This window comes from Pseudomonas sp. GW821-FHT10B02 (assembly GCF_059415665.1).
Genome location: NZ_JBWKNR010000022.1, coordinates 1 through 19,914, shown reverse-complemented (window position 1 = coordinate 19,914; position 19,914 = coordinate 1). Strand labels below are relative to the sequence as shown.

At 62.1% G+C, this 19,914-nt stretch carries 18 protein-coding genes; 4 read left to right on the top strand and 14 right to left on the bottom strand.

The window, feature by feature from the left end:
• Window positions 1–60: 60 nt before the first annotated feature.
• Genes AC07OF_RS24710 through rluC form a run of 3 tightly spaced genes read right to left on the bottom strand, consistent with a single transcriptional unit; the run spans window position 61 to window position 2,674 of the window.
• Window positions 61–1,044 (bottom strand): S49 family peptidase, encoded by a 984-nt coding sequence (locus AC07OF_RS24710; RefSeq protein WP_157191729.1) that lies wholly within the window; start codon window positions 1,042–1,044, stop codon window positions 61–63.
• 6 nt (window positions 1,045–1,050) lie between these two features.
• On the bottom strand, window positions 1,051–1,728 hold the full coding sequence (locus AC07OF_RS24705; protein WP_157191728.1) for an HAD family hydrolase: 678 nt from the start codon (window positions 1,726–1,728) through the stop codon (window positions 1,051–1,053).
• A complete protein-coding gene (rluC, locus tag AC07OF_RS24700) occupies window positions 1,718–2,674 on the bottom strand; it encodes a 23S rRNA pseudouridine(955/2504/2580) synthase RluC (protein ID WP_010223216.1) in 957 nt (318 codons plus the stop codon). Before rluC ends, AC07OF_RS24705 begins: the two co-directional genes overlap by 11 nt.
• 749 nt (window positions 2,675–3,423) lie before the next feature.
• Between rluC and rne the strand changes: the two genes are divergently transcribed.
• Window positions 3,424–6,537: a ribonuclease E gene (gene rne, locus AC07OF_RS24695; RefSeq protein ID WP_495073605.1), complete on the top strand. Its 3,114-nt coding sequence runs from the start codon at window positions 3,424–3,426 to the stop codon at window positions 6,535–6,537.
• 126 nt (window positions 6,538–6,663) lie between these two features.
• Here the strand turns inward: rne and murB are convergent, their stop codons facing one another.
• The 8 genes from murB to AC07OF_RS24655 all read right to left on the bottom strand — a co-directional run bounded on the left by murB (window position 6,664) and on the right by AC07OF_RS24655 (window position 13,495).
• A complete protein-coding gene (gene murB, locus AC07OF_RS24690; protein WP_157191726.1) occupies window positions 6,664–7,683 on the bottom strand; it encodes a UDP-N-acetylmuramate dehydrogenase in 1,020 nt (339 codons plus the stop codon).
• Entirely contained in the window at window positions 7,680–8,144 is a 465-nt protein-coding gene (locus tag AC07OF_RS24685; protein ID WP_038608570.1) for a low molecular weight protein-tyrosine-phosphatase, read from the bottom strand. The genes murB and AC07OF_RS24685 overlap by 4 nt, the downstream gene beginning before the upstream one ends.
• Entirely contained in the window at window positions 8,144–8,908 is a 765-nt protein-coding gene (kdsB, locus tag AC07OF_RS24680) for a 3-deoxy-manno-octulosonate cytidylyltransferase (protein WP_157191725.1), read from the bottom strand. Before kdsB ends, AC07OF_RS24685 begins: the two co-directional genes overlap by 1 nt.
• Window positions 8,905–9,090, bottom strand: a complete 186-nt coding sequence (locus AC07OF_RS24675; RefSeq protein WP_003247142.1) for a Trm112 family protein — start codon at window positions 9,088–9,090, stop codon at window positions 8,905–8,907. Before AC07OF_RS24675 ends, kdsB begins: the two co-directional genes overlap by 4 nt.
• Before the next feature lie 38 nt (window positions 9,091–9,128).
• The gene (gene lpxK, locus AC07OF_RS24670; RefSeq protein WP_495073604.1) at window positions 9,129–10,139 is read right to left on the bottom strand and encodes a tetraacyldisaccharide 4'-kinase; all 1,011 of its coding nucleotides are present in this window, start codon (window positions 10,137–10,139) and stop codon (window positions 9,129–9,131) included.
• The gene (locus AC07OF_RS24665) at window positions 10,139–10,570 is read right to left on the bottom strand and encodes an ExbD/TolR family protein (RefSeq protein ID WP_157191723.1); all 432 of its coding nucleotides are present in this window, start codon (window positions 10,568–10,570) and stop codon (window positions 10,139–10,141) included. The genes lpxK and AC07OF_RS24665 overlap by 1 nt, the downstream gene beginning before the upstream one ends.
• Window positions 10,567–11,202 (bottom strand): MotA/TolQ/ExbB proton channel family protein, encoded by a 636-nt coding sequence (locus AC07OF_RS24660; protein WP_038608555.1) that lies wholly within the window; start codon window positions 11,200–11,202, stop codon window positions 10,567–10,569. Before AC07OF_RS24660 ends, AC07OF_RS24665 begins: the two co-directional genes overlap by 4 nt.
• 70 nt (window positions 11,203–11,272) lie before the next feature.
• On the bottom strand, window positions 11,273–13,495 hold the full coding sequence (locus tag AC07OF_RS24655; protein WP_157191722.1) for a DNA internalization-related competence protein ComEC/Rec2: 2,223 nt from the start codon (window positions 13,493–13,495) through the stop codon (window positions 11,273–11,275).
• Window positions 13,496–13,638: 143 nt separating this feature from the next.
• On the opposite strand from AC07OF_RS24655, the gene AC07OF_RS24650 reads away from it, so the two are divergent.
• Entirely contained in the window at window positions 13,639–14,181 is a 543-nt protein-coding gene (locus tag AC07OF_RS24650; protein WP_157191721.1) for a DUF2062 domain-containing protein, read from the top strand.
• On the opposite strand, the gene AC07OF_RS24645 is transcribed toward AC07OF_RS24650, so the two are convergent.
• From AC07OF_RS24645 to AC07OF_RS24635, 3 genes are all read right to left on the bottom strand, one after another.
• The gene (locus AC07OF_RS24645) at window positions 14,149–14,928 is read right to left on the bottom strand and encodes an ABC transporter permease (RefSeq protein ID WP_157191720.1); all 780 of its coding nucleotides are present in this window, start codon (window positions 14,926–14,928) and stop codon (window positions 14,149–14,151) included. The genes AC07OF_RS24650 and AC07OF_RS24645 overlap by 33 nt on opposite strands.
• Window positions 14,925–15,869: an ABC transporter ATP-binding protein gene (locus tag AC07OF_RS24640; RefSeq protein ID WP_157191719.1), complete on the bottom strand. Its 945-nt coding sequence runs from the start codon at window positions 15,867–15,869 to the stop codon at window positions 14,925–14,927. Before AC07OF_RS24640 ends, AC07OF_RS24645 begins: the two co-directional genes overlap by 4 nt.
• A gap of 138 nt (window positions 15,870–16,007) precedes the next feature.
• A complete protein-coding gene (locus AC07OF_RS24635) occupies window positions 16,008–16,631 on the bottom strand; it encodes a glutathione S-transferase family protein (RefSeq protein WP_476445646.1) in 624 nt (207 codons plus the stop codon).
• Window positions 16,632–16,814: 183 nt separating this feature from the next.
• Between AC07OF_RS24635 and AC07OF_RS24630 the strand changes: the two genes are divergently transcribed.
• Entirely contained in the window at window positions 16,815–19,262 is a 2,448-nt protein-coding gene (locus AC07OF_RS24630) for an acyl-CoA dehydrogenase (RefSeq protein ID WP_495073603.1), read from the top strand.
• A gap of 68 nt (window positions 19,263–19,330) precedes the next feature.
• A complete protein-coding gene (locus tag AC07OF_RS24625) occupies window positions 19,331–19,738 on the top strand; it encodes a PA2817 family protein (protein WP_038608535.1) in 408 nt (135 codons plus the stop codon).
• The last annotated feature ends 176 nt before the right edge of the window (window positions 19,739–19,914 follow it).

Below are 19,914 nucleotides of genomic sequence, written 5' to 3'. Positions count from 1 at the left end.
GCCCCTTCAGAAACAAAAAAGCCGGCCTCGAAGGGCCGGCTATTTCATCAGACAGTACACTCAGCGCAACGACGGCCCCTGAAAGCCCATCCACATCGCCAGACGCTCGGCGATGCTGGTACCCAGGCGCTTGGAGAAGCGATCGAACGGCGACTCTTCGATGGTAAAGTCGACCAGCTCCTTCTCCCCCACCACTTCACGCGCTACGTAGCCAGCACTGCCCAGGCCATCCACCAACCCCAGGGCGAGGGCTTGTTCGCCCGACCAGATCAGGCCACTGAACAGCTCCGGGTGCTCCTTATCCTTCAAGCGCTCGCCACGCCCCTGCTTGACGCTGGCAATGAACTGCTTGTGGGTCGTTTCCAGCACGCCCTGCCAGAACGCCGTCTCTTCAGGCTTCTGTGGCTGGAACGGATCAAGGAAGGCCTTGTGCTCACCTGCGGTGTAGGTACGGCGCTCGACACCAAGCTTCTCCATGGTGCCGACAAAGCCGTAACCGGCAGCCGTAACGCCGATGGAGCCGACCAGACTGGCCTTGTCGGCGTAGATCTGGTCCGCAGCACTGGCGATGTAGTAAGCGCCGGAGGCGCCCAGATCGCTGATCACCGCGTACAACTTGATTTGCGGGTACTCGGCGCGCAGGCGACGTATCTCGTCGTAGATGTAACCCGACTGCACCGGGCTACCACCCGGACTGTTGATACGCAGGATCACCGCCTTGGTTTTCGAATCCTTGAACGCTTCGCGCAAGCCACCGACGATGTTATCGGCACTGGCAGGCTCCTGATCGGCAATCACCCCGCGCACTTCAACCAGTGCAGTGTGACTGACGCTTCGAGAAGCGGCCTTGTCGACATTCATCAAGGGACTGAACAGCGCGAGAATGCCAAACAGATAGGCGAAGGTCAGCAACTTGAAGAAGATCCCCCAGCGCCGCGCACGACGCTGCTCCTGCACACCTGCCAGGAGGGTTTTCTCCAAAAGTTTCCAGCTTTTCTGCTCTTCGTTGCCTTCGGCGCTAGGCGCCTTCCACTCGTCAGCCATGCTCACCTACCCTGGAATTACCGCGGCAGGCGACCGGCTCAGCCAGGCCTGCAAATGTGAAAAGTGCTCGATACAGACCTGCGGCCCGAAAACACTCAATGCCTGCGGCGACATAGCCCCGTAAGCGACAGCCACCGAGTGCATGCCGGCGTTACTGGCCATCAACAGATCGAACGACGAATCTCCAACCATCAACGCCCTGCCCGGCTCGACCTGGCAATGCGCCAGAATCTCTTCGAGCATTTGCGGATGAGGCTTGCCACGACTCTCGTCGGCAGCCCGGGTGATATCGAAGTAATCCTGCCAGCCATTGGCCCGCAGCACCCGATCCAGGCCGCGCCGCGCCTTGCCGGTAGCCACCGCCAGACGATAGCCCTGCGCACGAAACGCTTCCAGCGACTCTACCACCCCCTCGAACAGGGGTGACGGCTGCTCATCCAGCGCCATGTACACATCGGCGTAGTGCTGACGAAACACCGCCACCTGCTCGGCATCCAGGTGCGGATACAGCGTGGCGATCGCCTCGGACAGCGCCAGGCCAATTATACCCTTGACCGCCTCATCATCGCAGGTGGCATGACCGGCGCGACCGGCGGCCTGATGCATGGCTTCGACAATGCGCCCGATTGAGTCGGCCAGCGTGCCATCCCAATCGAAGATCAGCAGATCGTAATCACGCCGCACTCAAACGCTCCACGGTTTTCGCCCACATCTCGTCCACTGGCGCCTCAAGCTTGAGCTCGCCACCGTCAGGCAGGGGCACGGTCAGGGCATAGGCATGCAGGAACAGGCGCTTGCCGCCCAGGTCACGAATCTCGCGGGTGAAATCTTCATCGCCGTACTTGCTGTCACCGGCAATGCAATGCCCGGCATGCAAGGCGTGCACGCGAATCTGGTGGGTACGCCCGGTAATCGGACGCGCCTCGACGATGGTGGCAAATTCACCAAAACGACGCAGGACGCGGAAAATGGTCAGCGCCTCCTTGCCTTCGTCGTTGACTTCGACCATGCGCTCACCGGAACGCAGATTGCTCTTGAGCAACGGCGCATTGACCTGCTTTTTCGCCGTCGCCCAGTGGCCACGGACCAGGGCCATGTAGCGCTTGTCGACACCATCACCGCGCAGCGCGGCATGCAGGTGACGCAACATGCTGCGCTTCTTGGCGATCATCAGCAGCCCGGAGGTGTCACGATCCAGGCGGTGGACCAGCTCCAGCTCCTTGGCATCCGGACGCATCTGACGAAAGGCTTCGATCACGCCGAAATTCAGGCCGCTACCGCCGTGCACGGCGATACCTGCTGGTTTGTTCAGCACAATCAAGGCCTTGTCTTCATAGACGATGGCGGCCTCAAGGCGCTGAAGCAAACCCTGGGCCACCGGCACAGGCTCGTCGCGTTCGGGCAGACGAACGGGCGGCACGCGCACGATGTCACCGGCCTGCAATTTGTACTCGGGCTTGATCCGACCCTTGTTCACGCGCACTTCGCCTTTGCGCAAAATGCGGTAAATCAAGGTCTTGGGAACACCCTTGAGCGCGGTGATGAGGAAATTATCGATTCGTTGGCCGGCAAGTTCCGGCGCGACCTCGATCAGCTGGACGCCGGAGGTCGGAGGGGCATTAGTCGTCATTTGCCAATCATAACAATTTTTTATGGATTTGAAGCACTTAATGATTGCTGCTATAGTCGCGAACGCCGCCAAAAGCGGCTGGGCAGCGGACTCACGGCTTCTAGCCGGCCCTGACCGACGCAAAATCTCGAGGACGCGAGGCCGTCCGACGGGGCTTTTGCCAGTTTACAGAATTGCCTGGAATCGCCACCAGCGCCGTGCAGAGAAGACCGATAAAAAACGACAAGAGCGGTGTTTTGCCCTCCCCCGATGTTTTTTTTCGAAGCCACTCTGTCAGTGCCGTCAATTTCACGCAGTCATGGTGAAAGCTTCGGAAATACCAGCCTTGGACATAAAAGGCGCGGGCTCCCGTATTGGAGCTGGCGATAAATGCAACCCGTTGCGGATTCAGCGCGCGGCAGCACCCGAATTATCAGGGATACGTGTAGGGTGGAGATGCACAACCGTCGGACCGTGTAGCACCGCGTCCAGTCCACAGGCCTTCTGGCCAGGCGACCGGACCCGGTCTTGATCAAGATGCCCCCAGGGCGTCCACGGCCGAAGGCTGATTCCTCCTCCTGACTGAGTGCATTTGACACCACAGCAAGCAGGACGCGTCGTCGCGACTTCGGCAGTACTGGGTTACCAGTCTGGCTCGACAGTCGCTGGACACGGGGGTGGCCCGCCACCCCTTGCGCACCTGACACCGACCGTGAGAAGTCGTGTGTGCCGAACGCCGTTTCCGGCAGCCCGGAAACCGACGGTATTACATGAAAAGAATGCTGATTAACGCGACTCAACCCGAAGAGTTGCGTGTAGCTCTGGTAGACGGCCAACGTCTCTACGACCTGGACATCGAGTCCGGTGCGCGCGAGCAGAAGAAGGCCAACATCTACAAAGGCCGGATCACCCGGATCGAACCCAGCCTGGAAGCCGCTTTCGTCGACTTCGGCTCCGAACGCCACGGCTTTCTGCCGCTGAAAGAAATCTCCCGCGAATACTTCAAGAAGTCCCCGGAAGGCCGGGTGAACATCAAGGAAGTGCTCAGCGAAGGCCAGGAAGTCATCGTCCAGGTCGAGAAAGAAGAGCGCGGCAACAAGGGCGCAGCCCTGACCACCTTTATCAGCCTGGCTGGCCGCTATCTGGTGCTGATGCCGAACAACCCGCGTGCCGGTGGCATCTCCCGCCGCATCGAAGGCGAAGAGCGCAATGAACTGCGCGAAGCCCTGAACGGCCTGGTTGCCCCTGCCGACATGGGCCTGATCGTGCGCACTGCCGGCCTTGGCCGCAGCAGCGAAGAAATGCAGTGGGACCTGGATTACCTGCTGCAGCTGTGGACCGCGATCAAAGAAGCCTCGCAGGACCGCGCTGCGCCTTTCCTGATCTACCAGGAAAGCAACGTCATCATCCGCGCCATCCGCGACTACCTGCGCCAGGACATCGGCGAAGTGCTGATCGACAGCATCGATGCCCAGGAAGAAGCCCTGACCTTCATCCGCCAGGTAATGCCGCAGTACGCCAGCAAGATCAAGCTGTATGAAGACAGCGTTCCGCTGTTCAACCGCTTCCAGATCGAAAGCCAGATCGAAACCGCTTTCCAGCGTGTGGTCGACCTGCCGTCCGGCGGCTCGATCGTCATCGATCCGACCGAAGCCCTGGTGTCCATCGACATCAACTCGGCGCGCGCCACCAAAGGCAGCGACATCGAGGAAACCGCCCTGCAGACCAACCTGGAAGCGGCTGAAGAAATCGCCCGCCAGCTGCGCCTGCGTGACATCGGCGGCCTGATCGTCATCGACTTCATCGACATGACCCCGGCCAAGAACCAGCGCGCCGTCGAAGAAAAGGTACGCGAGTGCCTGGAAGCCGACCGTGCCCGCGTACAGGTCGGCCGCATCTCGCGCTTCGGTCTGCTGGAAATGTCCCGTCAGCGCCTGCGTCCATCCCTGGGCGAAAGCAGCGGCATCGTCTGCCCGCGCTGCAGCGGTACCGGCATCATCCGTGACGTCGAATCCCTGTCGCTGGCAATCCTGCGCCTGATCGAAGAAGAAGCGCTGAAAGACCGCACCGCTGAAGTTCGCGCACAAGTGCCGATTCCGGTTGCAGCCTTCCTGCTCAATGAAAAACGCAACTCGATCACCAAGATCGAACTGCGCACCCGGGCACGTATCGTCATTCTGCCGAACGACCACCTGGAAACCCCGCACTTCGAAGTCCAGCGCCTGCGCGACGACAGCCCGGAAGCGCTGAGCAGCCAGTCCAGCTACGAAATCGCCGCAGCCGAGACCGAAGAAGTCCAGCCGACTGCCGCCACCCGTACCCTGGTTCGCCAGGAAGCCGCGGTCAAGACCGCACCGGCTCGCGCCAACGCTCCGGTTCCAACCGCTCCGGAACAACCTGCAGCCGCGCCGGTACACGTCGCGCCAGAGCCAAGCCTGTTCAAAGGTCTGGTGAAGTCGCTGGTCAGCCTGTTCGCCGGCAAGGAAGAGCCTGCCGCCGCCCCGGTGGTCGCCGAAAAGCCGACCACCGAGCGCCCGCAGCGTAACGAAGAGCGCCGCAACGGTCGTCAGCAGAGCCGCAACCGCAATGGCCGTCGCGATGAAGATCGCAAGCCTCGCGAAGAGCGCGCACCGCGTGAAGAGCGTCAACCACGCGAAGCCCGTGACGAAACCCAGGCCCGCGAAGAGCGCGCACCACGTCAGCCACGCGAAGAGCGTCAACCTCGCGCCCCGCGTGAAGAGCGCCGCTCCCGCGAAGACCGTCCGGTCCGCGAACTGCGCGAGCCGCTGGATGCTGCCACCCCGGCCGTACGTGAAGAGCGCCCTGAGCGCGCCCCGCGTGAAGAGCGCCAGCCTCGTGAAGAGCGTGCACCGCGCGAAGAGCGCAGCCCACGTGAAGAACGCGCACCGCGCGAAGAGCGAGCGCCACGTGAAGAACGCGCACCACGTGAAGAGCGTCAACCACGCCCTCCACGCGAAGAGCGTCAGCCTCGTCCAGCCGAACAGGCTGCGGAAGCCGCTGAAGAGCAACTGCCAAACGAAGAGCTGCTGCAGGACGACAACCAGGAAGGCACCGAAGGCGAACGCCCACGTCGCCGCTCCCGTGGCCAGCGTCGCCGCAGCAACCGTCGCGAGCGTCAGCGTGATGCCAACGGCAACGTCGTTGAAGGCAGCGAAGACGGTAGCGAAGAAGGCAACGAGCCGTCGGGCGCCGAACTGGCAGCCGGCCTGGCTGTCACCGCCGCCGTTGCGACCAGCAACATCAGTGCTGAAGCCGAAGCTCAAGCCAACGTTCAAGCTGAACGCGCCACTGCCGCCATTGAAGAAGCTGCCCCGGTAGCTGCCGAGGTTGTCGCTGCAGAGACCGTTGAAGCAACCGAGCCGACTGCGATCGAGCCTGCGGTGGTTGAAGCGCAACAGCCTGTCGTTGCTGAAGAAGTGGCAATCGCCCCAGTGGTCGAGCAGCCGTTCAGCGAGCCTGTGGCTGCGGTTGAAGCGAGCATTGAGCCAGTTGTCGAAGTTGCGCCTCAGCCAGTTGTAGAAGCACCGGTTGAAGTAGCTGTCGCTGCCGAGCCAGTTGCTGAGGCACCACGCGAGCCAGAAGTTGTTCAGGCCCCGGTGGTTGAAGCTGAAGCCGAAACTGCCAAGCCGGCTGTTACCGAGCCAGCGCCAGTTGTCGCGGAACAGGCACCAGCTGCCGAGCCCGCAGTGGTCGAAGCCCCGGTAGTGATGCTGCCGAACGGCCGCGCACCAAACGACCCGCGCGAAGTGCGTCGCCGCAAGCGTGAGGCCGAAGCAGCAGCTGCTGCCGCTGCCCAAGCCGCACCGGTAGAGCAACCAGCTGAAGCCCTGGAAACCGCAGAAGAGCACAAACCGCTCGTCTGACCTTCCAGGTAATAAAAAGCCCCGCCAGGTAACTGGCGGGGCTTTTTTTATGCTGTGGGAGCCGGCCTTGCCGGCGATGAGGCCGGTGCAGGCTCCATCGCTGGCAAGGCCAGCTCCCACACCACCTCAGTACAGATTCGGCTCCATCTCAAGCCTGACGCCGAAGCGCTCAAGAATGTCAGCCTGGATTTTCTGCGCCAACTGATGCAGCTGCAGGCCAGTGGCCTGGCCATAGTTGACCAGTACCAACGACTGCAGACGGTGCACCCCGGCATCGCCTTCACGGTGCCCCTTCCAGCCCGCCTGCTCGATCAGCCAGCCCGCCGCCAGCTTCATCTGCCCGTCGGCCTGTGGATAAGCCACCAGCCCCGGATACTGCAGACGAATCTTGTCGGCCAGCACAGCGGCGACCACCGGGTTCTTGAAGAAGCTCCCGGCATTGCCGAGCTCTAGCGGATCTGGCAGCTTCTCCCGGCGAATGCTGCAAATTGCATCACTGACATTCTGTGCGGTCGGCTGGCCGATACCCTGCTCGCTCAGGCGCTGACGCACCGGACCGTAGTCCAGATGCGCATGCATGACGCGACTCAAGGCGAAACGTACCCGCAGAATCAGCCAACGCCCTGGATGCTGCTTGAACAGGCTGTCGCGGTAGGAAAACTGGCACCCATCCAGATCAAAGTCGTGCAACTCGCCGGTCTGGCGGTCCAGCGCGGTCAGCCCGAGGAAGACATCCTTGATCTCGACCCCGTAGGCACCAATGTTCTGCATCGGCGCAGCACCGACGGTACCGGGAATCAGACTGAGGTTCTCCAGCCCCGCCAAGCCCTGGGCCAGACTCCACTGCACGAAAGGATGCCAGGGCTCCCCTGCCTCGGCTTCGACAATTACCCGCTGCCCATCATCGGCCAGAATACGCAGGCCACGACTGGCCATACGCAACACCAGGGCCTGCACATCCGCAGTCAACAGCAGATTGCTGCCGCCGCCAATGACCAGCACCGGAACGTCATGCTGCCTGGCGTCGGCCAGGGCCTGACGAACCTCGGCATCATTGTGGACTTCGGTGAAATACCGCGCCCTGACATCAATACCGAATGTGTTGTACGGCTTGAGCGATACCTGCTCCTGCCACTGACCGCTCATAGACGACCCTTGAGTTCGATGACCAATTGGCGACAGGCAGCCTCGATCAGGTCAAGCACCTGCTCGAAACCTTGCTCACCGCCGTAGTAAGGATCCGGCACTTCATCCAGCGCCCCCTCATAGCGACGCAGGAACAGGTCCAGCTCGGCTTTTGCCCCGGCCGGCTGCATGGCCCGCAGATGGCCAAGGTTGCTCTTGTCCATTGCCAGGATCAGGTCGTAGTCATTGAAGTGCCCGGCCTTGACCTGCTGTGCGCGCTGCTGCGACAGGTCATAGCCGCGCAATTGCGCGGCGCGGCGGGTACGGCTGTCCGGCTGCTTGCCGACATGCCAGTCACCGGTACCCGCCGAGGCCACTTCGATCAGCTCACCCAGGCCTTCGGCCTGAAGCTGATGGCGCAACACGCCTTCGGCGGTAGGCGAGCGGCAGATATTGCCCAGGCAGACAAACAGAACCCGCATCAGGCCTCCAGAATGCGCCGTACGCGCTCCAGGTCTTCAGGGGTATCGACGCCAACCGGTGGCGCTTCGATGGCATCGGCAACATGAATACGCACGCCATGCCAGAGCGCACGCAGCTGCTCAAGCGATTCGGTGCGCTCCAGCCAGCAAGGTCCCCAGGCGACGAAGTCCTGCAGGAAACCCGCACGGTAGGCGTACATGCCGATATGCCGACGATAAGGCACGCCTTCCGGCAGCGTATCGCGGCTCTGGGCAAACACATCCCGCGCCCAGGGCAATGGCGCCCGGCTGAAGGTCAAGGCCAGACCGTTGCAGTCGCTGACCACTTTGACGGCATTGGGATTGAACACGGCGGTGACGTCGCTGATCGGTTCGGCCAGGGTCGCAATGCCTGCTTCAGGATGCGCCGCGAGGTTGGCCGCCACCTGATCAATGATGATCGGTGGAATCAGCGGCTCGTCGCCCTGGACATTGACGACAATGGCGTCCGCAGCCAGCCCGAGCTTGGTGGCCACTTCGGCCAGACGGTCAGTGCCCGAATCATGATCTTCACGGGTCATCAGCACTTCAGCGCCAAAGGACTCGCAGACCTGGTAGATACCGGCATCATCAGTGGCAATCACCACGCGACTGGCGCTGCTCTTGCGTGCCTGCTCCCAGACATGCTGGATCATCGGCTTGCCGGCAATCGGCAGCAACGGCTTGCCCGGCAGGCGGGTGGAAGCCAGGCGTGCCGGAATCACCACAGTGAAAGTCAGGCTCATTTATCCAGACGCTCGTCATCGGTCAGGGTACGGGCTTCACTTTCAAGCATCACCGGAATACCGTCGCGGATCGGATAGGCTAGGCCAGCGCCCTTGCTGATCAGCTCGGTCTTGTCGGCGCTGAGTTTGAGCGGGCCTTTGGTGATCGGGCAGGCCAGGATGTCGAGCAATTTGGTGTCCATGGATATTCCTCAGGCCAGTGGCCGGAAAAAGAAAAGAATCAGGGCTGCGATGGCGCCTGCAACAATCGCTCAAGCTGGCCGTCGAACCAGGCCACAAAGACCGGTGAAGGCACAGCATCGACCGCCAGGTACCACCAGTCGTCCGCTGCAAAGGCACGGCATTTGACTGCGTCTTTCTCGGTCATGACCAGTGGCAGCGCTGGGCTGAAGCTCAGGGCCTGGGCGCTGTACTCGGCATGATCGGCAAACGGGTGCGGCACAGGCCGCCAGTTTAGCCCCTGCAGGGTATTGAAGAAACGTTGCGGATTGCCAATGCCGGCAACCGCATGGACCGCCTGCCCCGCCGGGAAGTGTTCGACACTTACGCGCTCGCCGCTGCGCAGGTTGACCAGCGCGATTGGCTTGAGGGCAAACGCATAGCCATCGTCACGATCCGCTGTGGCGCCGTTGTAGAGCAGTGCATCCACCTCCTGCAGACGCTCCACCGGCTCGCGCAGAGGTCCTGCGGGCAAACAGCGGCGGTTACCCAAGCCCCGGGCGGCATCGATCAGCACCAGCTCCAGGTCACGGGCCAGGCGGTAATGCTGCATGCCGTCGTCACACAGGATCAGGTCCAGTGGTTCGCTGGCCAGCAACGCCTGCACGGCGCGCGAACGGTCCGGATCGATCATCAGCGGTACGCCGCTGCGCTGGACGATCAGCAGTGGCTCATCCCCAGCCTCGGCCGCGCTTTGTTCAGCGCGTACCCGCCAGGGCAACTGCGGCGGTTTGGCGCCATAGCCACGACTGACCACACCGACGCGCAAACCTTGCTGCCGGCAATGCTCGATCAGCCAGAGGATCATCGGAGTCTTGCCGGTGCCGCCAACGGTGATATTACCCACCACGATTACCGGCACCGGAGCGCGGTAACTTTGACTTTCGCCACTGAGAAAGCGCGCGCGCTTGCGCAGCACCACCCGGCGATAGAGCGCTTCAAGCGGGCGCAGCAGTCCCAGAGCCGGATGCCCGGCGTACCAGGCATTGAGCAGGCGATCAGCAAAGGCCATCAAGGTGTTCCTTGGGCAGCCTCGACCGTGGTCATGCGCAACTGGCTGAAACCGAGCTTGCCGGCCGCATCCATGGCAGTGACCACCGCCTGGTGCGGGGTCTTGCCGTCGGCGCTGATCGACAACGGCAGTTTGGTGTCACCGGCAGATTCTTTCTGCAGGGCTTCGGTCAGCGTCGCCAGATCGCTCTTGGGCAACAGGTTGTTGTTCAGCGAATAGACGCCATCGGCGCTGATGGTGATTTCCAGTTGCTTGAGCTCGCTGTCGGGTGCCGGCGCACCGCTGACCGACTCCGGCAGTTCGACCCGCAGCTGGGTTTCGCGGGTAAAGGTGGTGGTCACCACGAAAAACAGCAGCAGGATGAACACGACGTCGATCAATGACGCCAGGTTGATGTCCACGGTTTCCCGTGCCTTGCGCCGGAATTTCACGCCTTGCCCTCGGCCAGGTCGACATCACGGTCGCCCTGCACCACTTCGACCAGCTTGATCGCCTCTTGCTCCATGCCGACCACCAGTTCGTCGATACGGCGCTGCAGGAAGCGGTGGAAGAACACCGACGGAATACCGACCATCAGACCGGCTGCAGTGGTGATCAATGCTTTCGAGATACCGCCGGCCAACACCGCGGCATTGGTGGTCATGCCGGTGCCCATGAATGCACTGAAGATATCGATCATGCCCAGTACGGTGCCGAGCAGACCAAGCAACGGTGCCATCGCGGCAATGGTGCCCAAGGCATTGATATAGCGCTCCAGCTCGTGGATTACCCGGGCTGCGGCTTCTTCGATGCACTCCTTCATGATCTCGCGACCATGCCGGGAGTTAGCCAGGCCCGCGGCGAGGATCTCGCCCAACGGCGAATCGGCGCGCAGGGCCTTGAGCTTGTCACTGGTCAGCTGCTTGTCTTTGATCCACAGCCATACCTGACCCAGCAGGTGCGGCGGAGTGACCCGGCTGGCGCGCAGGGTCCAGAGACGCTCGGCGACGATAGCCATGGCGGCGATGGAACTCAGAATGATCGGCAGCATCATCCAACCACCGGACTTGACCAATTCCCACACAGTTAGCATCCCCTTGAAAAAGTCCGCCACTCTACCATAGGACCCTTGGACGCTCATCTGCCGAAGGTCGTCAACTCGGGTCTCGCCAGAAGCGCCGCTGGCCGCGCAGCCCCAGAGGCTCGCCGAAAGTCCCAAGACGCAGGCGCAACGCACCGTGCACGGCACTGTCGAAGGCTTCGATGCCATTTATCCGGTAGCGTTCCATGACCTCGGCATGGGGATGGCCGAATGCGTTGTAACGCCCCCTGGAAATCAATACGCCACGCGGCGCCGTGGCTGCCAGCAACGCCTGGCTGGACGAGGTACGACTGCCATGGTGCGGCGCCTGCAACCAGTCGAGCCGGGTGGCTTGCCAGTCACCGAGCCAGGCCCGCTCGCCAGCGGCATCGAGATCGCCGGCAAGCAACAACCGCTCGCCACCGGCCTCGACCAGCAGTACGCAGGATTCCTGGTTGCTGTCGCGACCGCCCTGCCATTGCCACACCGAAAAGTTCACGCCGTCCCACTGCCAGCGCTCGCCGCTGACACAGGGCTGTGCCTGCAAGGCGGGGGCTAGCCGCGCGGTTTCACCTCCGCGCACCTGATGCACCGGCAAGCCGCGCTTGATCGCCAGGGCGCCGCCCGCATGATCGGCATCGGCATGACTGAGCAACATCAGGTCCAGCGCTTGCACCCCCAACTTGCGCAAGCTCGGCAACACGATCCGCTCGCCCAGGTCATGCTCACCCAGTGCAGGCCCGGCGTCGTACAGCATCGTGTGCTGCCGGGTGCGCAGCACGAACGCCAGGCCCTGGCCGACATCCAGCTGCCAGACCTCCACCTGGCCGTGCGGTACCCGCTCTCGCGGCGCAAAGGCAGCCAGCAGGAGCAATGGCCAGCCGAGCACACGCATTGGCAAGCCACGGGGCAGTAACAGCAACACTGTCCCCAACCAGAGCAAGGCCCAGAGTGGCCATGACAAAGACTCCGGTGTCCAGGCCGGCTGCCATTGGGCCAGTTGCCCAAGCAGACTGAACAACACGTCAAGCAGCCCACCCGCCAGCCAGAGCAACCCCTGCCCCACAAACGGCACGGGCAGCAGCAGGGTTCCCGGCAATGCCAGTGGCAGCACCGCCAGGCTGATCCAGGGCACGGCGAACAGGTTGGCCAACGGCGCACTGAGACTGACCGGCAACCCCAATGCGATCAACACTGGCAACAATCCCAGGGCGATCAACCACTGCGCCCGACCCCACGCGCGCCAGGGGCTCCAGGCGCCGAGCCGGCCACTGAACGTGAAGAGCAGCACCGCAACCGCGGCGAATGATAGCCAGAACCCTGGCAGCAGACTGGCCAATGGCTCCCACAGCAACACGGCATTGAGTGCCAGCAACAACGGTAAGCCCACCCCCAGGTGGCGATAGCGCAAACGCCAGAGCAGCACCACCGCCAGCATCACGCAGGCGCGTTGAACTGGCACCTGAAAACCGGCCAGCAAGCCATAACCCAGCGCGGCGGCAAAGGCTGCACCGCAGGCCCAAGGCAGCCAAGGCAAGGCCTGCGGCCAAAGCCCAAGCCGCGCCAAACCGGCAATCAGGCCATAGACCAGTCCGGCCAGCAGGCCGATATGCTGCCCGGAAATCACCAGCAAGTGCACGGTGCCGGTCGCCTGCAGCGTTTCCCAGCTGTTCCGGGCCAGGCCCGCGCCATCGCCCAGTACCAGGGCAACCAGCTCTGCCTCACGACCCTGGGCATCCACACCCGACAAGCGCTGGCGCAACCCGTCGCGCCAGGCACCCTCGGCAGGCGTCAGCCGTTCCCCGGCCTTGACGTTACCGGTGGCGCCGATACGCCGGGCCAGCAAGGCAGCCTCGCGATCCGGGCCATGAGGATTGAGCAAGCCATGCGGACGCTTGAGGGTGACCGCCAGCCGCCAGCGCTCGCCACTGTTCACCTGCGGTCCGTCAAACCAGCTCAGTTGCATGCGCTGCGGCAACTGCGCACGGCGAGATTGAGCGGCATCGAGTTCGAATCGAACTGATCGGCCATTGTGCGCGGGCAAACCGACCACCCTGCCCTCCAGCCACAACGTACGACCATCGAGCTCCGGCGCCAGACGATCCTCCAGCGCCTGCTGTGCCGACAGACAGGCCCAGCACAGGCCGAGCAGGAACAGACCGACCGGACGAACTCGCCAAGCCAGGCAGCCCAGTCCAACCAAGGCCATCAAAACGATGATCCCGACCGATGGCAAAACCGGTAAGACACGCAGGCTCAGCAGGCCCAGTGCCAGCGCTAACATCCCTGTGCGCATGGTTTACAGCTCCAGAACAAATCCACCCTGTGAGGCTTAGTTCAGTGAGGCCGACAGCTCACTCAATAATTGTCACAAAGTCTGTAATGGGGGCTTTTTAGAATCGGTGCATACTTGCCCCCTTCACCCAGTCGAGAGCCTACATGCCGCGTCGTCTCTTCAAACGCTACATGCCCGACCCGACCAGCATCAGGGAACACAAATCCTTACGCTTTCTCGGCCGGCTGTTGCATGACCCGAACCTCTGGCACCTGAATCGTCATTCGGTGGCGCGGGCAATGGCTGTCGGCCTGTTCGCAGCCTTCATTCCGGTGCCGATGCAAATGCTCCTGGCCGCCAGCCTGGCGATCCTGGTGCGCGGCAACATGCCGATTGCCGTGAGCCTGGTCTGGCTGACCAACCCGTTCACCATGCCGCCGGTGTTCTACTGCACCTACCAGATGGGCGCCTGGCTGATGCAGGTCCCGGCCAGAACCTTGCCGGAGGAACTGACCTTCGAATGGATCACCGGCGAACTGTCGACCCTGTGGCAGCCGTTTCTGCTCGGTTCGGTAGTCTGCGGCCTGCTGCTCGGTGCCCTGGCCTACTGCCTGACCATGCTCTATTGGCGCTGGTGGGTAGGCCGGCAGTGGCACCGGCGCAAGCAAAAAATCTCAGCTGCGCATTCCTCGCCCACTGACCAGTAGGCGCACGCAACCGAAATACAGCACAGCCGTGGCAATCAGCATGAAGCTGATGGCCACGCCTATGCGAATGTCCGAGACACCGAGAATGCCGTAACGGAACGAGTTGACCATGTGCAGCACCGGGTTGGCCAACGACACCGTCTGCCAGAATGGCGGCAGCAGGTTGATCGAGTAGAACACCCCGCCCAGGTAGGTCAATGGCGTCAGGACGAAGGTCGGAATGATCGAGATATCGTCGAAGTTGCGTGCAAACACCGCGTTGATAAAGCCGAGCAACGAAAAGATCGTCGCGGTCAGCAACACCACCAGGATGGTCACGCCCAGGTGATGCACCTGCAGGTCAGTGAAAAACAGCGACAGCATTGTGACAATCACCCCCACCGCCAGACCGCGCAATACCCCGCCAAGGGTGTAGCCGATCAGGATGGTGTGCGGCGAAACCGGCGACACCATCAGCTCTTCGATCGAGCGCTGGAATTTGCTGCCGAAAAAGCTCGAGACCACGTTGCCGTAGGAGTTGGTGATCACCGACATCATGATCAACCCCGGCACGATGTACTCCATGTAGGTGAAGCCACCCATGTCGCCAATCTGCCGGCCAATCAGGTTACCGAAGATCACGAAGTACAGGACCATGGTGATTGCCGGGGGGAGCAGGGTCTGTGGCCAGATCCGGGTGAAACGACGTACTTCGCGGTAGACGATGGTGTTGAGGGCGACCAGATTGGCGCTCAGCTCCGAACTCATACCGCCACCTTCGCCAGGTTTTTCTCGACCAGTGACACGAACAGCTCCTCAAGGCGGTTGGTCTTGTTGCGCAAGCTCTGTACTTCGATGTTCTGCAGCGCCAGCTGGCTGAACAAACCGGTGATCCCCGCTTCGTTGTCCACGCCCTTGTCCACCTGGACTTCCAGGGTGTTCGGGGTGAGCAACCGGCACGGGTAGCCGATCAGTTGCGGCGCCTGAAGCAGATCATCCTTGAGATCGAGCAGGAAGGTCTCCACATGCAGCTTGCCCAGCAGCTCACGCATGCTGGTGTTCTCGACAATCGTGCCGTGGTCGATGATGCCGATGTGCCGGCACAGCTGCTCGGCCTCTTCCAGGTAATGGGTGGTCAGGATGATGGTAATGCCCTGCTGGTTCAGCTCGGTGAGAAAACTCCACATCGAGCGGCGCAGTTCGATATCCACACCCGCGGTCGGCTCATCGAGAATCAGCAAGCGCGGCTCATGGATCAGCGCCCGGGCGATCATCAGGCGACGCTTCATGCCGCCCGACAGCGAACGTGACGGCACATCGCGCTTGTCCCACAGGCCGAGCTGGGTCAGGTACTTCTCGGCACGTTCCTTGGCCACCTTGGCCGGAATGCCGTAGTAACCGGCCTGGGTCACAACGATATCGAAAGTCTTTTCGAACTGATTGAAGTTGAACTCCTGCGGCACCACGCCGATGCAGCGCTTGAGCGCAGCAGGCTGGCGATCGAGGTCGTTGCCAAAAATACTCACCGTGCCGCTGGTCTTGTTGACCAGGGTCGAGAGAATGCCAATGGTGGTGGACTTGCCAGCACCATTAGGACCGAGCAAGGCAAAGAAATCACCTTCGGCGACATCCAGGTCGATGCCCTTGAGGGCCTGGAAACCGTTGCCGTAGGTTTTGGTTAGCTGCCTTATGGACAGAGCAGAACTCATAGCGGGTCGCGTACCAGTTTGAAAGGTTCAAGACGCGACCGGACAGGCCGGCCGCAGTGAATATGACCATGGTGCTTGCCCAGGCCATACAAGTACAGTCATGTGTATCGATAATAACTATCAGGTTAACCGTAGTGATCAGGTCAGCGCGGTCATGACCGCTGCCTGATAGGCCGGGCGCTCCTGCAAACGCTCATACCAGGCGCGCAGGTGGCGCATTTCGGGACGTTCGATGGGCATCTCGAACCAGGCATAGGCAAAGCAGCCCAGCGGAATATCGCCCATGCCCAGTTCGTCGCCAGACAGGTAAGGCTTGTGCGCCAAGGCCTGGTCAGCGATCGACAGCAGCTGCGCGCAGGTCTTGTGTGCGGCATTGATCGCGACCCAGTCCTGCTGATCTGCAGGCGTACGCAGGATGCCCCAAAACAACGGGCGAAACGGCGTGGCCAGGGAAGATGTCACCCAGTCCATCCACTTGTCCGCCTCGGCACGCTTGCGCGCATCAGGCTCGTACCAGCCCGATTCACTGCCATACTGCGCCGACAGGTAACGCACGATGGCATTGGACTCCCAGAGCACCAGGCCGTCATCTTCGATCATCGGCACCAGGCCGTTGGGATTCAGCGCACGGTACTGAGGCTCGTTGACCAGGCCAAAGGCACCACCGGCATCGATCGATTCATACTCCAGCCCCAACTCCTGCGCGCACCACAGCGCCTTCCTGACATTGGTCGAATTCTTCCGGCCCCAGATCTTGAGCATAACGTCGTCCTGATGGATGTGCGGTCTCTCAGTCTACCCCAGGCGGTCACCCTGACAATCGCCCACGCCGCAAGGCGAACTCCTGCGGCCACAGCCTGTCACTGTTCTGACAAGACGATTGCCGGATGCCGTCTAAGCTCTGATGGATCGCAGAAGGCCCTTAGGTTTCACGGAGGAAAGACTATGTTGCTGTTGTGGTTAGTGGTTCTGGTGATCGGTGCGGCCTATCTTGCCCACCGGCGCATTGCCGCCGTGCCGGCGCTGGCCGTGCTGGCGGGGTATGTGGTGCTGATGGGCATCTTCGGCCACGCACCCGGCTGGCTGCTGGCGCTCCTCTGGCTGGTGCTGGCGGCCAAGGCTGCACTGGTACTGCTGCCGGAGCTGCGCCGCAAAGTCTTCAGCGGCCCGCTGTTCGCCTGGTTCAAGCGCACCCTGCCAGCGATGTCGCAAACCGAACGCGAGGCCATCGATGCCGGTACCGTGTGGTGGGATGGCGAACTGTTCAGCGGCCGCCCGGACTGGAACACCCTGCTCGGCTATTCCAAAGCCGAGCTGAGCGAAGAAGAACAAGCCTTCATCGACGGCCCCACCGAAGCCCTCTGCGCCATGGTCAGTGACTGGCAGATCGGCCAGGACCTGGACCTGCCACCCGCAGCCTGGGAACACATCAAGTCGCACGGCTTCTTTGCCTTGATCATCCCCAAGGAATATGGCGGCAAAGGCTTCTCGGCCTATGCCCACTCGCAGGTGGCGATGAAGCTGGCGACCCGCAGTGGCGACCTGGCCTCGACGGTCATGGTCCCCAACTCCCTCGGCCCGGCTGAACTGTTGCTGCATTACGGCACCGACGAGCAACGCCAGCATTACCTGCCGCGCCTGGCACGCGGCGAGGAAATCCCCTGCTTCGCCCTCACCGGCCCGCTGGCAGGTTCCGATGCCGGCGCCATGCCCGACACCGGGATCATCTGTAAAGGCCAGTGGCAGGGCGAAGAAGTCATCGGCCTGCGCCTGAACTGGGAAAAACGCTACATCACCCTCGGCCCGGTAGCGACCTTGCTGGGCCTGGCATTCAAGGCCTACGACCCGGAGCACCTGCTGGGCGAGGAAGAAGAGCTGGGCATCAGTCTGGCGCTGGTTCCGACTGACACTCCCGGTGTCGAAATCGGCAAACGCCACTTGCCGCTGGGCGCCGCATTCATGAACGGACCCAACAGCGGCAAGGATGTGTTCGTGCCGCTGGACTTCCTCATCGGCGGCCAGGACATGCTCGGCAAAGGCTGGATGATGCTGATGAACTGCCTGTCGGTCGGCCGCTCGATCTCGCTGCCGGCGGTGGGCACCGGCGCGGCCAAGTACACCAGCCTGGTCACCGGCCAATATGCGCGGATACGCGAACAGTTCAACGTGCCATTGGCCGCTTTCGAGGGCATCCAGGAATCCCTGGCACGGATCGGCGGCAATGCCTTCCTGATGGACAGCGCCCGCCTGCTCACCGCCAAGGCGGTGGACCTGGGAGAAAAGCCCTCGGTGCTCTCGGCGATTCTCAAGTACCACCTGACCGAGCGTGGCCGCGAGTGCATCCAGCACGCCATGGATGTGCACGGCGGCAAGGCCATCATCATGGGCCCGAACAACTACCTGGGACGCAACTGGCAGGGCGCACCGATCTTCATCACCGTCGAGGGTGCCAACATCCTCTCGCGCAACCTGATGATCTTCGGCCAGGGCGCCATCCGCTGCCATCCGTTCGTGCTCAGGGAAATGGCCCTGGCCGGGCGCGAAGACCACGACCAGGCGTTGAACGAGTTCGACCAACTACTGATGCAGCACATCGGCTTCGCCGTCGGCAACGCCGCCAGCACCTTGATCCTCGGCCTGGGCCTGGGTCACTTCGAGAGGGTCCCGGGTGATGCCTTGAGCCAAGGCTACTTCCGCGCGCTCAACCGCCAGGCCGCGGCCTTCGCCCTGCTCGCCGACTTATGCATGATGCTGCTCGGCGGCGAACTCAAACGGCGCGAACGCCTGTCCGCACGCCTGGGCGATGTATTGAGCCACCTCTACCTGAGTTCGGCGGCGCTCAAGCGTTATCACGACCTTGGCTCACCGGAACACTTGCAACCGCTGTTGAGCTGGGCCCTGGAAGAAAGCCTCGGGCAGGCCGAGAAAGCACTGGACCGGCTGCTCGACAACTTCCCCAATCGCTTCCTTGGCTGCGCCCTGCGCCTGGTGGTGTTCCCGTTCGGCCGTCGACACACCGGCCCGAGCGACGCACTGGATGCCGAAGTGGCCGCGTTGATCGGCCGCGCCAAAGGCGACCCGGCACTGGAAGAATTGCTTACCGGCTGCTATCGCCCGCAGGATGCCGACGACCCGGTGGGCGCCCTGCAGCAGGCCTGCACCTTGCTCGACCAGTGCGCACCGCTGCAGGAGAAGCTGCGTCAGGCCCTCAAGGCTGGGCAGATCAGCCCGATGCCCGGTGAATCGACAATCGACGCCGCCCTGCGCGCTGGCGTCCTTCAGGCCACAGAAGCACAAAGCCTGGAAGCTGCCGAATCAGCCCGGCGCCGCGTCATTGATGTCGATGCTTTCAGCAAAGAAGAACTGCTGCCCAGCCCCGGCAAAATTCGTTAACGACCGGGACATCGGGCGCCGGGAGCCGTATACTCCCGCGCCCGTTTTTGCTCATGAGGACTGCCAGCATGGCTACCGATCGCCTGGAATACCATCTCGCCCTGCTTACCCACCTGCGCACCATTCTGGTTGCCCTGGGTGAGGCCGAGCAGGTGCCAGAAGAAAGCCACGCACTGTTCCTGGAGCGCTTCGACGACCTGATGCTGCAGATGCCCGTCGATCCCGAGAGCGTCTACCTCGGCCAAGACCTGATGTGCCAGGTCATCCAGCGCTACCCGCAAATCGCCCACCTGGTGCCACGTGACCTGCTGTGGTTCTTCGGCGGCGACTGCCTGCATTACATGCCCGACGAAGAGCAGCAGATGTACCAGACCCTGGAAGAGCGCCGCTACGAAGCGGAGCAGAACGACGAACCGTTTGACTGGAACCAGGAAAAACAACTGCTGAGCATGTCGGACGACGACAGCAAGCACTGAGTTGTAAAGGTGTGCAGGGCTGAAAGATGCCCTGCCGCAAAGAAGCCCCAATAAAATCAGGACGAAAAAAAACGCCGTTCGATTGAACGGCGTTTCTTTATTTGGAGCGGGAAACGAGACTCGAACTCGCGACCCCGACCTTGGCAAGGTCGTGCTCTACCAACTGAGCTATTCCC